This window comes from Acinetobacter sp. YH12219 (genome assembly GCF_013417875.1).
GTDB classification, from domain to species: Bacteria; Pseudomonadota; Gammaproteobacteria; order Pseudomonadales; family Moraxellaceae; genus Acinetobacter; species Acinetobacter amyesii.
This window is the reverse complement of record NZ_VPDC01000001.1, coordinates 173,714-188,993: the sequence shown is the minus strand read 5'-3', so window position 1 is coordinate 188,993 and position 15,280 is coordinate 173,714. Positions and strand designations below refer to the sequence as shown.

The 15,280-nt window shown below is 40.4% G+C and carries 16 protein-coding genes; 13 read left to right on the top strand and 3 right to left on the bottom strand.

What is annotated here, in order from left to right:
- Positions 1-15 precede the first annotated feature (15 nt).
- From FTV04_RS00855 to alr, 13 genes are all read left to right on the top strand, one after another.
- Positions 16-798: an RDD family protein gene (locus tag FTV04_RS00855; RefSeq protein ID WP_180088162.1), complete on the top strand. Its 783-nt coding sequence runs from the start codon at positions 16-18 to the stop codon at positions 796-798.
- 302 nt (positions 799-1,100) lie between these two features.
- Positions 1,101-2,168: a ubiquinol oxidase subunit II gene (cyoA, locus tag FTV04_RS00850; RefSeq protein ID WP_180088160.1), complete on the top strand. Its 1,068-nt coding sequence runs from the start codon at positions 1,101-1,103 to the stop codon at positions 2,166-2,168.
- 3 nt (positions 2,169-2,171) lie between these two features.
- Positions 2,172-4,160 carry a cytochrome o ubiquinol oxidase subunit I gene (gene cyoB, locus FTV04_RS00845; RefSeq protein ID WP_180088158.1) on the top strand — a complete coding sequence of 663 codons (1,989 nt, stop codon included), beginning with the start codon at positions 2,172-2,174 and terminating at the stop codon, positions 4,158-4,160.
- Positions 4,161-4,164: 4 nt separating this feature from the next.
- Positions 4,165-4,785: a cytochrome o ubiquinol oxidase subunit III gene (cyoC, locus tag FTV04_RS00840; RefSeq protein ID WP_078188581.1), complete on the top strand. Its 621-nt coding sequence runs from the start codon at positions 4,165-4,167 to the stop codon at positions 4,783-4,785.
- Positions 4,785-5,111, top strand: a complete 327-nt coding sequence (locus FTV04_RS00835) for a cytochrome o ubiquinol oxidase subunit IV (RefSeq protein WP_078188582.1) — start codon at positions 4,785-4,787, stop codon at positions 5,109-5,111. The genes cyoC and FTV04_RS00835 overlap by 1 nt, the downstream gene beginning before the upstream one ends.
- Before the next feature lie 10 nt (positions 5,112-5,121).
- A complete protein-coding gene (cyoE, locus tag FTV04_RS00830) occupies positions 5,122-6,000 on the top strand; it encodes a heme o synthase (protein ID WP_180088156.1) in 879 nt (292 codons plus the stop codon).
- Between the two features lie 101 nt (positions 6,001-6,101).
- Positions 6,102-8,219: a hypothetical protein gene (locus FTV04_RS00825; protein WP_180088155.1), complete on the top strand. Its 2,118-nt coding sequence runs from the start codon at positions 6,102-6,104 to the stop codon at positions 8,217-8,219.
- Positions 8,220-8,225: 6 nt separating this feature from the next.
- Positions 8,226-9,014, top strand: a complete 789-nt coding sequence (locus FTV04_RS00820; RefSeq protein ID WP_180007955.1) for a DUF3142 domain-containing protein — start codon at positions 8,226-8,228, stop codon at positions 9,012-9,014.
- Positions 9,015-9,171: 157 nt separating this feature from the next.
- Positions 9,172-9,558 (top strand): 30S ribosomal protein S6, encoded by a 387-nt coding sequence (gene rpsF / locus FTV04_RS00815; RefSeq protein ID WP_004696436.1) that lies wholly within the window; start codon positions 9,172-9,174, stop codon positions 9,556-9,558.
- Between the two features lie 12 nt (positions 9,559-9,570).
- Complete coding sequence (rpsR, locus tag FTV04_RS00810; RefSeq protein ID WP_004278792.1) at positions 9,571-9,798, top strand: 30S ribosomal protein S18; 228 nt, start codon at positions 9,571-9,573, stop codon at positions 9,796-9,798.
- Positions 9,799-9,807: 9 nt separating this feature from the next.
- Entirely contained in the window at positions 9,808-10,254 is a 447-nt protein-coding gene (gene rplI, locus FTV04_RS00805; protein ID WP_078188585.1) for a 50S ribosomal protein L9, read from the top strand.
- A 238-nt stretch (positions 10,255-10,492) separates the two neighbouring features.
- Positions 10,493-11,932 carry a replicative DNA helicase gene (gene dnaB / locus FTV04_RS00800; RefSeq protein WP_078188586.1) on the top strand — a complete coding sequence of 480 codons (1,440 nt, stop codon included), beginning with the start codon at positions 10,493-10,495 and terminating at the stop codon, positions 11,930-11,932.
- Positions 11,933-11,980: 48 nt separating this feature from the next.
- The gene (gene alr / locus FTV04_RS00795; protein WP_180088153.1) at positions 11,981-13,054 is read left to right on the top strand and encodes an alanine racemase; all 1,074 of its coding nucleotides are present in this window, start codon (positions 11,981-11,983) and stop codon (positions 13,052-13,054) included.
- Between the two features lie 92 nt (positions 13,055-13,146).
- Here the strand turns inward: alr and FTV04_RS00790 are convergent, their stop codons facing one another.
- Genes FTV04_RS00790 through FTV04_RS00780 form a run of 3 tightly spaced genes read right to left on the bottom strand, consistent with a single transcriptional unit; the run spans position 13,147 to position 15,277 of the window.
- Complete coding sequence (locus tag FTV04_RS00790; RefSeq protein ID WP_168377741.1) at positions 13,147-13,881, bottom strand: proteasome-type protease; 735 nt, start codon at positions 13,879-13,881, stop codon at positions 13,147-13,149.
- Between the two features lie 17 nt (positions 13,882-13,898).
- Positions 13,899-14,678, bottom strand: a complete 780-nt coding sequence (locus tag FTV04_RS00785) for a transglutaminase family protein (protein ID WP_168377742.1) — start codon at positions 14,676-14,678, stop codon at positions 13,899-13,901.
- Positions 14,675-15,277, bottom strand: coding sequence for an alpha-E domain-containing protein (locus FTV04_RS00780; RefSeq protein ID WP_168377743.1), 603 nt, complete (start codon positions 15,275-15,277; stop codon positions 14,675-14,677). Before FTV04_RS00780 ends, FTV04_RS00785 begins: the two co-directional genes overlap by 4 nt.
- Positions 15,278-15,280 lie beyond the last annotated feature (3 nt).

The window sequence follows — 15,280 nt, the reverse complement described above, 5'->3', positions numbered from 1 at the left end:
TGAGATTTTAGTTTTATGCAGATTTACTTGGCACGAAATAACCAACAAGCTGGTCCCTACACCTTAGAACAACTTAACCAAATGCTCGCGAGCCAACAAGTGTTACTCACGGACTTGGTTTGGCACCAAGGTATGACCGAATGGAAAGCTTTGGGTGAACTCACTCAAGGTCAGTTGGTTTATATGCCTGCAGGATATACTGCACCAACAGCATTCGAATCAAATCAAACTGCAACTACACCATCAAATACCTACGCACAGTCTCAAGCGGTACAAGAGCAAACTAGCCTAGCAAGTATTCCTAAACGTGTCCTGGCTAAAATCGTCGATTTACTCCTTTGGATACCGGCAACTTTTATCTTAACGGCATTTTTTAATCCAAGTGAAAAGACACAATTTGCCAATCTAAATGAACAGTTTATGCAAGCTGTGATGACCCCAAATGCTGACCCTAATGTTTTACAAGCACTACAAACACAAATGGTTGAGATGTTTCCCAACCAAGCTTGGATTGCAATGTTTGCTTACCTCTTCATTATGCTTTTCATTCAAGCGTATTTGATTGCTAAATCTGGTCAAAGCATTGGTAAAAAAATCACCAAGATTAAAATTGTAGATGCCGAAACCAGTCAACCTGTAAACCTCATGCGTGGCTTCACTTTACGCAGTGTTTTATTTATTTTCCTGAACTTTTTATCAATGCCATTAAGCGTAATCATCGATTCCGTTTTCATTTTCGGCAAGAAGCGTCAAACCTTGCATGACAAATTGGCAAAAACCAAGGTAATAAACCAATAATTTTCACTTTTATTCAGGGATGATTTTTTCATCCCTTTTTTGTGCATTATATTGAAATTAAAATAAAATTTAGATAAAAAAAATACAATCCCGACCAACAAAATAGGGTTTTAATACAGTCATTTAAAGCATCTTTATGTATAGCTTAGTTTGCCGATATCAGGCATAATGCCCTACAACGTAGCGGTGTCGCATCATTGTGACTGTTTTTTCATGTCTGAAAAAATCACAATCATGCGACACTTTATTCGCTATCCCAAATTTTAAATTTAGGGAATGGGACTCTTCACCGAGGTTGTAAAATGAGACAAACAATTTTAGCTGTATTGTCTTTATCTGCGATCGCTGCACTCTTAACTGGGTGTGGTGGTGATATGGTACTTCTAAACTCAAAAGGTCCAGTTGCTGAAGGTCAGTCAAACCTCATGCTTACTGCGATCTACCTAATGTTGTTGGTCGTTATTCCATCAGCACTTATGGCTCTTTGGTTTGGTTGGAAATATCGCGCGTCAAATAAAGATGCAGACTATGCACCTACTTGGGCACACTCGACTGCAATTGAAGTTGTAGTTTGGGGTATTCCCGTAATTATTATCGCTATTTTAGCTTGGTTAACTTGGTGGGGTTCCCACAAGTATGACCCTTACCGTCCACTCGAGTCAGATAAAGCTCCTTTAACTGTTCAAGTTATTGCTGAACAATTTAAATGGATCTTTATCTACCCGGAACAAGGCATCGCGACTGTAAACGAGATCCGCTTCCCTGAGAAAACTCCTGTAAGCCTTCGTTTAACATCTAACTTCACAATGAACTCATTTTTCATTCCGGCGTTAGGTGGTCAGATTTATGCTATGGCAGGTATGCAAACTCACTTGAACTTATTAGCTGATGAAACTAGTCCTGCTGAAGGCTTCCGTGGTTTCTCTTCTAACTATTCAGGTTATGGCTTCTCACAAATGCGCTTCCGTGCACATGCTGTGACTGATGCTCAGTTTGCTGAATGGGTTTCTGCTGTTAAAGCTGGTAATGGTACTTCAGTGAATCCACAAGCAGTTCAAAAAACTGTTTTAGACCAAGCTGAATTTGCAACCTTACGTGACGGCAACCGTTCTAAACACCAGATCGAAGTTTTAGTTGCCAAAGCAACTACTCCTGAAGAGAAGGCTCTAGCTGAAGCAATGAAGCCTTACCCTACTAAGCCACACCCAGTGACTTACTATTCTTCAGTTGAACCTAAATTGTTCGAATCAGTGATTAACAAATACATGAGCAACTACCACGGTGCTGATCATACAGCTACTGTTGGACATGAAGCTGCTGCTTCTGAAGCTCATGCAGACGTTGAACATGCGACTGTTGCAGGGGAATAAGACATGAGCTTATTAGGTAAGTTAGGACCAGATGCTATTCCACACGATCCAATCGTGTTGGTTACTGTTGCAATGATGATCCTTGGCGGTATCGCAGTTGTTGCTGGTATCACCTACTTTAAAAAATGGGGCTACTTGTGGAACGAATGGTTCACATCTGTAGACCATAAAAAAATTGGTATCATGTATATCCTCGTGTCAATTGTCATGCTTGTGCGTGGTTTTGCCGATGCGATTATGATGCGTCTTCAACTGTTCCTTGCAAAAGGTGGCGGTGAAGGTTACTTACACCCAGAACACTATGACCAGATCTTTACTGCCCACGGCGTAATCATGATCTTCTTCGTAGCAATGGGTCTAGTTGTTGGTTTAATGAACGTTGCTGTACCACTTCAAATTGGTGCGCGTGACGTAGCATTCCCATTATTAAACTCTCTAAGCTTCTGGTTATTTGCCGGCGCTGCGGGCTTAATGATGGCTTCTCTTGCAATTGGTGAATTCGCTGCAACAGGTTGGATGGCTTACCCTCCACTTTCTGGCATCGAATACTCTCCAGGTGTAGGTGTAGACTACTATATCTGGGCACTTCAGGTTTCTGGTCTAGGTACGCTTCTTACTGGTGTTAACTTCTTCGTTACCATCATCAAAATGCGTGCGCCTGGCATGAAACTTATGGACATGCCTATTTTCACTTGGACTGCATTAGTTACTGTAGTGCTTATCGTTGCAACTTTCCCAGTTTTGACTGCGACTATTGCAATGCTTTCACTTGACCGTTACTTCGGCTTCCACTTCTTTACAAATGACATGGGTGGTAGCCCAATGTTGTATGTAAACTTGATTTGGACTTGGGGTCACCCGGAAGTTTACATCTTGGTATTACCTGCTTTTGGTATTTACTCAGAAGTTACTGCTGTGTTCTCACGCAAAGCGTTGTTCGGCTACAAATCTATGGTGTACGCAACTGTAGCAATTGGTGTTCTTTCACTGGTTGTTTGGGTTCACCACTTCTTTACAATGGGTGCTGGTGCCAACGTTAACGCGTTCTTCGGTATCATGACCATGATCATTGCGATCCCAACTGGTGTGAAAATCTTCTCTTGGTTATTCACCATGTACAAGGGCCGCATCACCTATACAACTCCAATGCTTTGGACACTTGGCTTCCTTGTGACTTTCGGTATTGGTGGTTTAACAGGCGTATTAATGGCAGTTCCACCAGCGGACTTCTTAGTACACAACTCTTTATTCCTTATCGCTCACTTCCATAACGTAATTATTGGTGGTGTTGTGTTCGCGATGTTCGCGGGTATCATTTTCTACTGGCCAAAAATGTTTGGTTGGAAACTGAATGAAACTTGGGGTAAAGCAGCGTTCTGGTTCTGGTTCTTCGGTTTCTACTTTGCATTCATGCCACTTTATATCCTTGGTTTCATGGGTATGACTCGTCGTTTGAATACATATGACAACCCTGAATGGGATCCGTACTTAGCGATCGCTTTATTTGGTTCTGTATTGGTTGCTATCGGTATCTTCTGTTTTGTTATGCAAATTGTTGTTGGTTTCCTTCAACGCAAAGACAACATGGACGTTACTGGCGATATCTGGGATGGTCGTACTCTTGAGTGGGCTACTTCATCTCCTTCACCATTCTATAACTTTGCTTATCTTCCAAAGATCAATGGTATTGATACTTTCTGGACTGACAAAGAAAATGGTGTTGCATACGCTAAACCAACTACCTATGAAGACATCCACATGCCAACAAACCGTGCGGCTGGTTTCGTAATTGCAATGTTTATTACAGTTATGGGCTTCGCATTAATCTGGCATATTTGGTGGTTAGTAGTTGTTACTTTCGTTGCTTCAATCATCAGCTTCATCGTTTCTTCTTTCACTAAGAAAGTGGACTACTATGTTCCTGCTGCAGAAGTTGAACGTATCGAAAACGAACGCTATGCGCTTCTTGAAAAACATTTGAAGAAGGACTAAGACAATGGCTGAAGTACTTCATCACGACAACCACGGACATGACGAACATCATCATCACGATGATACTGACATCACTGTCTTTGGTTTCTGGACTTACTTGATGAGTGACTTGGTTCTTTTCGGGACACTCTTCATCGCGTTCGCGGTATTAAGTAGCCACGTTCCAGTGGGTACGCCAAGTGCACAAGAGCTGTTTGGTGAATCTTTAGGTTTCGTTTTAACTGAAACTTTCGCCCTTCTTATCTCTTCTGTAACTTTTGGTTTTGCTGTTCTTGCAGCATACAAGAAAAATGTTGGTCAAGTTTTAACTTGGTTAGCAGTTACTTGGGTATTTGGTGCAGCCTTCATTGGCATGGAACTTTATGAGTTCAATCATTTAGTTCATGCTGGTCATGGCCCAAGCACAAGTGCGTTCTTATCTGCGTTCTTTACTTTAGTTGGTACGCACGGTATTCACGTAACTTCTGGTTTGGTATGGATGCTTGTGTTGATGTTCCAAATCAAGAAATATGGTTTGACACTTCCAAACACTCGTCGTCTTGCTTGCCTAAGCTTGTTCTGGCACTTCCTTGACATCGTTTGGATCTGCGTATTCAGCGTTGTTTACTTGATGGGAGTTATCTAATGAGTCACGATCATAACTCTGCTGGTGCAGCTCACGGTAACGTTAAACAATATACAATCGGTTTTATCCTTTCTGTTCTACTTACCGTAATTCCATTCGGTATGGTAATGGCGGGTGGTTTTAGCCGTGGTCTATTGGTTGCCGTAATCGCGATTACTGCGGTTGCTCAGGTTCTTATTCAGTTAGTTTACTTCCTGCATATGAACTCTTCTTCAGAGCAACGCTGGAACGTGATTGCATTTGTTTATACAATCCTCACAATTGCTATCCTTTTAGTAGGTTCTGTGTGGATTATGAACTACCTTCACTTCAACATGATGATCTAAACTGGTCGTCATGCTGAAAAAGTATTTATTCCTGACTAAACCAGGAATTCTCTTTGGTAACTTTGTTACCGCTTTGGGTGGCTACTTTGTAGCTGCCCAAAGTTCTGTAGATTTCCTTCTGTTGCTTCTTACCCTCTTAGGCACCCTCTTTGTGGTCGCTTCTGGATGTGTTGTCAATAACGTTATTGACCAAGACATCGACTCAAAAATGCAACGCACACAAAATCGTGCGATGGTTAAAAAATCAATCTCGATTCCTGTTGCTTTAGTTTTTGCTTTAGTTTTAGGTGTAATTGGTTTTAGCATTTTATGGTTCTGGGTAAATGCTTACGCTTTTCTTTTTGCTGTTATTGGTTTTGTCGTATACGTTGGTTTTTACAGCTTATGGACAAAACGAACAACAATTCATCAAACCATTATCGGCAGTCTTTCTGGCGCAGCACCACCTGTAATCGGGTATACGGCTGTTGCAAACCAGTTTGATTTAGGTGCATTACTGATTTTTATTGGTTATGCATTTTGGCAAATGCCTCATTCTTGGGGAATTGCTGTTTACCGATTTGATGATTACAAAAATGCAGGTATTCCAATTTTACCTGTAGCTCGTTCAATTCACCGTACCAAAGTTGAGTCTTTGGTTTATGTGTTTTTGTTCTGCATGACCATGAATGGTTTATTCTTTTTTGGTTATGCAAATTGGATTTATATGATTATCCTGAATGCCTTAAGTCTGTATTGGATTTATTTAACCATTCAAGGATTCAAAGCTGAAGATGATCAAGTTTGGGCAAAACAATATTTCATGTTTTCAGTCAAATTGATCACAGTGATTAGTTTAATTTTTAGTTTTACTTCCACTGCCCCTCTAAAGCCAATTGTATTTTTTTAAAAAAGATAGAGTTTTACTCTATCTTTTTTATTTCTAGGCATCTTCAATCAACTTTCCCCACTTGATATCATTGCACCTACAATTATAAATAACTGTGCCTTATGTCTTCTCAACAAAAAATTCTTCGCTCTGCTCTTTTCACATCATTTATTCCTTTTGGCATTTTCTTTAGTGCACACAGTCATGCAGGTATGGATGTCTATTGTGAACCTTCGACAGAAATTCAGACCAATGCCTATACTGCATGCAATGAATTGCCTGCGCTCACGCCGGCAAATGACAATCAAACCAATATGCTGCTGTTGCTTAGCGATTTAGGCATTGCCAAATTTAATATTCAAGAAGAAAAATCCACTTTATGGACAACTAGCTATAGCAAAGTCCCTTTTGAAGTTTCCAGTCTTTTAGTGAATAGCCACAATAAATTGCCAAATGCACGCAAACCTCTAAAAGCACCAGATTTAAGCTATAACGAGCATTGCAATAGCCTGCAAAATGGTGCGCACGCGTTTATTCAACAAGTCAAAACCGACACTAAGCTTTCAAGCAGTGAAAAAGACATGTTGATCCACGAGCGTGAAAAAATTAATAACTGTGAAAACACATTAGCTTTACTGAGCGTGAATCCCAATTGGTCTGCCGCTGCACGTCAATATGTATCCTATTTAAATGCAACGATCTCTTTTTATAATGCTAACTTTTCCACAGCGACTAAGATTTATTCAGTACTAACCAATGTTGATCAAACGTGGTTAAAAGAAACTTCTCAATATATGCTTATTCGTAGCACCTTAAATGAAGCCTATCAAAGTGGTGTTGGTGAATATGGTGATTTAGTACATGACAAACTCAATCAAAACTTATTAACCACTTTTTTTAATAACATTACTCAGTACTTTAAGCTCTATCCGCAGGGTCAATATGCTGCAAGCGCACGCGGTTTATTAAGACGTGGTTTTTGGCTCAGCGGTAAACACGATTTACTGATCAATGAATATGTTTGGCAAATCAATCATCCAACATCCAGCGTCTATAATTTAGAATTGCCAAATCTACCTTATGAATTAGATCGACATGTTTTTCAAAGTAATAGACTCAATGTCAAAAATTTGAAAGATCCATTTTTTCTTAGCATTTATGACCTTATGCATATGCGCAAAAAAGAAATGGCCGATGATGTGGTCATTTCATGGGCTGAGTTAAACGCACAGAAAAAATATTTTAAAGATTCACCAGAACTGTTTCAGTATTTGCAGGCAAATCACTTATTTAATGTGCAAAACAAAGCACAAGAAGCACTCAAATATCTGCCACAACAAGTACCGAGCAGCATCAACAGTTATCTACAGTTGAGTCAGTTACTACTTAAAGGCCGTATTCTGGAAGCTAGTGGGCGAAATCAGGCCACTCAAAAATATTGGGAAAACCTACTTTCCATCAGCAAAACCGCCGAACAACGTGGATTGGCTGAACTTATGCTCTATCGCTACTATGCTCAACAGCAAAATACTGCACAATTTATTGGTTCTTCAGCCAAAATCAAGCAAGCTTATCTACAGCAACAATATTTAGTCGATGCAGCGAATGAACAAAGTTTAATGTCTGTAGTCAAAAATAACGTGGCCACACAAGATCAAAAAAATGTTGCGCTTTATACCCTACTAAATAAGTCATTGGCTTATCAAAACTTTGATTTATTTAACCAAGCGTACCGTGAATTACCAAGCAACGCGGCTCAATTTAATACTGAACAAAACACTGCGGAGAAGTTTCGCAATCAGCCACCATTTGCAAATTTCTTATGGAAAGGTGCAAGCGTGAGCAATTCGATTAAATGTCCTGACTTGGCAACTTTGACCCAACAATTGCAAGTCAACCCAAAAGACCTGAGCCTTAATTTATGCTTAGGTGAATATGTGCGTAGTTCACAAGCCTATAACATACTAAATCTCAACTACCTGCCTGATCATTCACTGCAAAGTTTCAAGGGTACTTATTTTGCCCGTGGCGATGTATATAAAAACATTATTAAAACAGGGACAAAATCTGAATTAACGGCTTATGCGCTGTACCGTGCCATTCAATGTTATGCGCCAAGTGGCAATAATGAATGCCAAGACAAAGATGTAAATAAGTCGGTTCGAAAACAATGGTTTGATCAAATCAAACGCGACTATCCTGAAACCAGCTGGGCTAAATCTCTAAAATATTATTGGTAATTGATGATGATTTTGCAGGTGATCAAGTGGTCAAGAACATTTCGACTTTTGCTTATCTTGAGTATAGCTCTGTGTACAGCTTGCACACCGGCCCAATCTGGAAATACACAACAAGCTCAAACCGAATTACAGCAATGTGTTGATGCAGCACATTATTCAAGTTTTTGGATTTGGGGCAATATTTCTAGTAGCCCCTACTTACAGCAAGCCTCAGAGCTTTATATTTTACAAGGTGAAATGAATTGGAATAAACCTTTAAAGCAATCCGAGTTTATCCCACAAGGTATTCAAGTCCTCCATAAACCACAGCAGAAAATTTGGATTGTAATCCGTAGCCATCATTTACAATGGTCAAATAACAATATTCAGCAAATTTTGCAGCGGCTTAAACATTGGGAAAATAACGGCAATCAGATCCAAGGCTTACAAATCGATTTTGACGCCAAAACTAAAAACATTCATCAATATGCCTTATTCCTTGAAAATATACGAAAGCAACTACCTCAAAAATATCGTTTAAGCATTACTGGTTTAATGGATTGGACCAATGTTCAAGATCAGCAAACGCTCAGTATATTGCGCCGCAATATTGATGAGATCGCCATTCAAACTTATCGTGGTAGTGCCACGATCGAGAATTACACGAGTTATCTGAATAAAGTCTCAAAATTGAAACTACCCTATAAAATAGGCCTCGTACAACATGGCCGTTGGCACGCACCTCAACATTTAATTAATGATCCTTATTTTAAAGGTTATGTGGTGTTTTTATTACGTACCGCTAATCGGCCTTAAACCATAAATAATTCAAGCATTTTAAATCCATGCCTTGTATTTCAAACCTAAACGCTCTAAAATTCACGCTTCGCAATTATTGCGACACAACTTTGGTTGTGACTCCTTGCTTCAATCAATTAATGATTGGGGCTGCCTAAACCGTAAGGAGCTGACAATGCGTCACTACGAAATCGTACTATTGGTACATCCAGACCAAAGCGATCAAGTTGTGGGTATGGTAGAACGTTACCTAACTCACATCAAAGAAGCTGAAGGTCAAATCCACCGTCTTGAAGACTGGGGTCGTCGTCAATTGGCTTACCCAATCAACAAGATCCACAAAGCTCACTACATTCTTATGAATGTTGAGTGTGGTCAAACTACTCTTGATGAGCTAGAAGAATTGTTCCGTTACAACGACGCAATCATTCGTAGCCTTATCATCCGTCGTGAAAACGCTATCACTGAAGAGTCACTATTGGCTAAGAGTGCTGAAGAAAAACGTGCGCGTAAAGCTCAACGTGAAGAAGCACAACAAGCTCAAGACTCTGCTGAAGCATAAGGAGAACATAACATGGCACGTTTTTACCGTCGTCGCAAGTTCTGCCGCTTTACAGCTGAGAACGTTACGTACATCGACTACAAAGATATCGACACTTTAAAACAGTACATCACTGAAAACGGCAAGATTGTTCCTAGCCGTATTACAGGTACTAAAGCTCGTTACCAACGTCAATTAGCGCTTGCTATCAAACAAGCTCGCTACTTGTCTTTGATCCCTTACACTGACAATCATAAGTGAGGTTGAGCTGTGGATATTATCTTATTACAACGCATTAAAAACCTTGGTAAATTAGGCGATAAAGTTTCAGTTAAAGCTGGTTACGGCCGTAACTTCCTTATCCCTCAAGGTAAAGCAGTTGCTGCTACTGAAGCTAACACTGCTGCATTTGAAGCTCGTCGTGCTGAACTTGAGAAACAAGAAGCTGAGGTATTAGCTGCTGCTCAAGCACGTGCTGACCAATTGAACGAAGTTAACATCGTGATCACTGCTAAAGCTGGTGACGAAGGTAAACTATTCGGTTCTATCGGTACTCGTGACATCGCTGACGCGTTAACTAATGCTGGTCTTGTTGTAGACCGCGCAGAAGTTCGTTTACCAAATGGTGCGCTTCGCAACACTGGTGAATTCAACATCGCAATCCAATTGCATCATGATGTTGTTGCAGAAGTTCTAGTTACTATCGTAGCTGAGTAATTTCTTGCAAAGAAAAGAGCATGCTTACGCATGCTCTTTTTTTATCTGTAAAAAATAGTGCTCCAACTTTTTTATATTTTTAACTCTTCATTCAATTCAATGTATGACGAATTAATCGGAAATACTTGTTCGCATTTCTGTAGAAAACGCCTATCATTTCAGTTCAATGAAGAGTTGAAAAAACTGTAATTAGCACCCATTTCCATCACATTAAATGGTTTCAGCATCAGGGATTTTTATGTCACAGGCGAATGCCAGCAAGCCAAACTCTACGCCAACAGCAAAAACCACAGAACAAAGTTCGTTGAAAGAGTTTCGTACCCCACCCCATAACCTAGCGATTGAACAAGCTGTGCTTGCTGCACTGATGACCGTTGCAGAATCTTTTGAGCAAGTGGGTGATGTACTGACTGAAGCTGATTTTTATGCGACTCGTCATAAATATATTTTCCGTGCCATCGACCAGTTATCAAAAGATAGCTCACCTTATGATGCGGTCTTAGTCAATGACTGGCTGATTAAACAAAACTTGCTCGATGCTGCAGGTGGCGAAGAATATCTGATGCAACTCATGTCAGATTCACCTTCAAGTTTCTATAACCTTGAAACGTATGCTGCAAAAATTAAAGAGTTTTCCACTTTACGCAGCATGATTAAAGTCAGCTCGGAGATTTTACAAAATGCCTATGACACCAAAGGTCGTACGGTCAGTGAAATTTTAGATCTAGCAGAAACTAATATTTTCTCTATTGCCGAGCAACACAACAACAACGCCAAAGCTCAAGGCCCTAAAGCCATTAACTCTGTCGTTGCTAGTGTATTTGATAAGTTGAATGAACTTTCTCAAACTGAAGGCAGTATCACGGGTTTAACCACTGGATTTGTAGAACTTGATAATAAAACCTCAGGTATGCAAGCAGGCGATTTGATTATTGTGGCGGCCCGTCCATCGATGGGTAAAACTACTTTTGCCATGAACTTGGTTGAAAGTGTGCTGTTTAATAACAACCTGCCCGCTCTAGTTTACTCTATGGAGATGCCCGCGGACTCGATTGCAATGCGTTTGATATCCTCGTTCGGTCGTGTACACCAAGGGCATTTACGTGCAGGTAAAATGGATGCAGATGAATGGTCGAAAGTAACCAGTACCATTGTGCATCTCCAAGAAAAGAATTTGTATATCGATGACTCGTCTGCACTACCTCCAACGGAAGTACGTGCCCGCGCGCGCCGAATTGCCAAAATGCACGGCGGTAAACTTGGCTGCATCATGGTCGATTACTTGCAGCTTATGAAAGTACCCGGTATGGGCGATAACCGTGTTGGCGAGATCTCAGAAATTTCCCGAAGCTTAAAAGCACTGGCTAAAGAAATGCACTGCCCAGTAATTGCACTGTCACAGTTGAACCGATCACTGGAAAACCGTCCTAATAAACGCCCAGTGATGTCCGACTTACGTGAATCAGGTGCAATCGAGCAGGATGCCGATTTGATCATGTTTATTTACCGCGACGAGGTTTATAACAAAGAATCTAAAGAAGCGGGTACTGCAGAAATTATTATTGGTAAACAGCGTAACGGTCCAATTGGTACTGTGCGTCTTGCCTTTGAAGGTCAATACACCAAATTTAGTAACCTCTCTCCTGAGTTTTATGCTCAGTATGATGATGAAGAGTAAAGACTCTCTATCATCCATTAATTCATCGACCCTGTAGGAGTATTTAGGGTGCGCCAAGCTACAGTTTATATTGATCAACAAGCACTTCAATATAATTTAAACCGTGTCAAACAACTTGCCCCAACCGCTAAAATTGTAAGCATGGTAAAAGCCAATGCTTATGGACATGGAGTTAAAGACTGCTTAGCAGCCTTAAAAGACAGTGATGCCTTCGGTGTTGCCTGCCTAGAAGAAGCTTTAGAAATTCGAGAGTTGGGTTATGAACAGCCTATTACATTGATTGAAGGCATTTTCTCAGATGATGAAATGCAAATTATCATCGATAAAAAAATTGAATGTGTGGTACATCATCAGCAACAACTAGATTGGTTACGTGAGCATAAAGATGCCTATATCGCTCAAGGTCTGAAAGTTTGGGTTAAACTCAACAGCGGTATGAACCGTTTAGGTTTTAAAGTGCCTGAAATTATTGATGTTATCAATGCATTAAAGGCGGAAGGTTTTACTTGCGTACTGGCGATGCATTTTGCCAATGCTGACGCAGAAAATCATCCACTAAATGACCAACAACGTGAACAATTTTTACACGTAAAAGAAGCCTGTGCGCCAATCATGGGTTCGTGCTGTAACTCAGCAGCGATTTTCAAATGGCCAGAACTGAATTTTGATTTTGTTCGCCCAGGCATCATGCTTTATGGCGCGACACCTTTCGCAGATCGTTCTGTAGAAGCCTTAGATCTTAAACCGGTGATGACCTTTACCGCTGAAGTGATTGCTTTAAATACCATTCAAGCTGGTGAATCTGTGGGTTATGGATCGACTTTCGTTGCAGAACAAGAAATGGATCTTGCGATTGTGTCGATTGGTTATGGTGACGGTTATCCACGTGCCTTCCCTAAACAAAACTATGTATCTATTCAAGGACAGAAAACACGTGTGATTGGTCGTGTTGCCATGGATATGATTGCGATTGATATCACTGGTATGAATGCACCCATAGGCACAGAAGTCGAGCTTTGGGGTAAAGATCGTCTGGTTGATGACGTTGCAGAAGCGAACGGAACCATTGGCTATGAATTATTATGCCGTATGAGCGCGCGCCCTGTACGTAAATTAGCTTAATTAGCCAAATAAAAAAGCCCAGATCAAATCTGGGCTTTTTTATTGGCTTTTTTTCTTGACTTTTTTTATTGATCTATTCGTAAATCAAATCGTTATTGAAAATAGTCAGCTGTTGGTTTTGCCAATTCTATTAAGCCCTGACGCAATGCTTCTGACCAGCCTTTACTGATCATGGTGAAGTATGGGTCTTCTTCATAAATGCGCTTACCATTTGGTATTTCTAAACTGTCCTTTTTATAAACCAAAGCATCTAAAGGCATACCTACAGACACATTCGAACGTATCGTTGAATCAAAAGAAATTAAGCTACAACGCATTGCTTCATCGAGTGGCATATCGTAACGCAAAGTTCGGTCAAGTATCGGCTTACCATATTTACTTTCTCCAATTTGAAAATATGGGGTATCCGGTGTCGCACAAATAAAATTACCTTGCGGATAGATATTATATAGCTGCATATCCGCACTGCCAATTTGACCGCCTACCAATAAACTACAGTAATAATTACTTTGTTCTAAAATATCTGAGGTGACATCTGAGATGACTTTTTTTAAGGTATGCCCGACCAATTCAGCCACTTCGAACATCGTATTTACACTATATAAATTCGGCTCTTGTTTGACCTCTAGCTGATTTTGTAAATGCCCAATGACCGCTTGTGTTGTGGCTAAATTTCCAGAGGTTTGGATGGTAATAAATCGCTCACCCACAATACCAAAGGAATAAAGTTTGCGAAAAACTGAAATATGGTCAACACCTGCATTTGTCCGTGTATCACTGATAAATACCATGCCATCTTTTAACCGTAATGCACAACAATAGGTCATTTTTATCCCTCAAATGATTAACAACTCAGCACTTGTACAATTGAGCTCATAGACTCAATACCACCTTTATCACGAACGCCTCGAACTGGAGCTACATCCCAGTAGTCCCGCCCAATCGCAACATAAATATGTGATTGTGGTGTAAATAGCTGATTACTGACATCAAAACAATACCATTTATTTTCGATATAGACTTCTACCCAAGCGTGACTGGCAAGGTGGCTACTATTCGGCACAAATAAATACCCAGAAATATAACGTGCAGGAATACCCAAATAGCGACACATTGCGATCATGACATGGCTATGATCCTGACATACCCCTTGCTTATGATGAAAAGCATCAATCGCTGAAGTATGTACCGATGTTTGATTCGATACATAGGGAATATGCGCCAAGATCGCTTCAGCCAAACGAATCAGATTGGCACGATTGATACGAGGGACATAGCAATCGGCAAAACTTTTCATGTGAATATCGTACTGCGTACTCGGCGTTGGCTGTAAAAACAATTTCGGGTTTAAATCATCCGCATTTGAATCATTTGAACTCAAATTCATCTCTACGATGCCCTGCGCCATAATGGTCATTTGCAGATAAGGTTCGCGCTGCGTTGTGGTCAACCACACATTACCAAAAGTATCCAATTGCATATCACGCTGCCCCGGCACACTCACATCCCAATTTTGCACCTGTTGGTGTGCATTGGTGGACGGGGTCATTTTGATATATTGAATGCTTCTGTTTACCACATCAGTGTAAACATAATGGGTCTGATGGTTGATCATGAGCCTCATACAGCCACCTCAAACATATTTTGGATATGATCACTGAAATGGTAGAAGTTTTGGCTATTCGGCTGCTGTTTAAGTGCCAACCATGCCTCTTGCACGCTTTCCCATCCAAACTGAACCAAAGCCATGACAATATGTTCAATCTTCGCTAGGGTGTGTTGAATGTCCTGCTGCATGCGTAACTGGCGATCAAGCTGCTCTATGGCTTGTCCTAAACTAAAAAATAAAAATACATCTTCAGATTCGGACTCTAAAACATCTTGGCAATCTGTTACCACGTCACAGATATAACCAGGGTTATCACTCGCATTACGAATTAAACGGCTGAGTTCTGCATAACTTTTTGCTGAAAGTACACCCCTTAAGTCCTGAATATTACTTTGCGCATATTGAAATTGGCTGGAAAATGACGCCGGCTGCTCCGCATTTAAAACTAACTCATTCATTGAATCGGCATCAAATGCTGGCAAACAAAAAGCATGTGCATAGTTCAATGCCGTATCAACATCTTGAAAAGGGAAAATACTGCATAAATATTGAGTACGTGCTAAATAACGCCCCAACCAAAAAATATGTTCTGCATTACTGTTTAATAAAATCATGTT

What these genes read in the sequence shown, in the direction of transcription:
- rpsR (WP_004278792.1), top strand. Translation starts at nt 9,571, where the DNA reads ATGGCACGTTTTTACCGTCGTCGCAAGTTCTGCCGCTTTACAGCTGAG.
- cyoA (WP_180088160.1), top strand. Translation starts at nt 1,101, where the DNA reads ATGAGACAAACAATTTTAGCTGTATTGTCTTTATCTGCGATCGCTGCA.
- FTV04_RS00855 (WP_180088162.1), top strand. Translation starts at nt 16, where the DNA reads ATGCAGATTTACTTGGCACGAAATAACCAACAAGCTGGTCCCTACACC.
- FTV04_RS00820 (WP_180007955.1), top strand. Translation starts at nt 8,226, where the DNA reads ATGATTTTGCAGGTGATCAAGTGGTCAAGAACATTTCGACTTTTGCTT.
- FTV04_RS00785 (WP_168377742.1), bottom strand. Translation starts at nt 14,678, where the DNA reads ATGAGGCTCATGATCAACCATCAGACCCATTATGTTTACACTGATGTG.
- FTV04_RS00780 (WP_168377743.1), bottom strand. Translation starts at nt 15,277, where the DNA reads ATGATTTTATTAAACAGTAATGCAGAACATATTTTTTGGTTGGGGCGT.
- FTV04_RS00825 (WP_180088155.1), top strand. Translation starts at nt 6,102, where the DNA reads ATGTCTTCTCAACAAAAAATTCTTCGCTCTGCTCTTTTCACATCATTT.
- dnaB (WP_078188586.1), top strand. Translation starts at nt 10,493, where the DNA reads ATGTCACAGGCGAATGCCAGCAAGCCAAACTCTACGCCAACAGCAAAA.
- cyoC (WP_078188581.1), top strand. Translation starts at nt 4,165, where the DNA reads ATGGCTGAAGTACTTCATCACGACAACCACGGACATGACGAACATCAT.
- cyoE (WP_180088156.1), top strand. Translation starts at nt 5,122, where the DNA reads ATGCTGAAAAAGTATTTATTCCTGACTAAACCAGGAATTCTCTTTGGT.
- rpsF (WP_004696436.1), top strand. Translation starts at nt 9,172, where the DNA reads ATGCGTCACTACGAAATCGTACTATTGGTACATCCAGACCAAAGCGAT.
- cyoB (WP_180088158.1), top strand. Translation starts at nt 2,172, where the DNA reads ATGAGCTTATTAGGTAAGTTAGGACCAGATGCTATTCCACACGATCCA.
- FTV04_RS00790 (WP_168377741.1), bottom strand. Translation starts at nt 13,881, where the DNA reads ATGACCTATTGTTGTGCATTACGGTTAAAAGATGGCATGGTATTTATC.
- FTV04_RS00835 (WP_078188582.1), top strand. Translation starts at nt 4,785, where the DNA reads ATGAGTCACGATCATAACTCTGCTGGTGCAGCTCACGGTAACGTTAAA.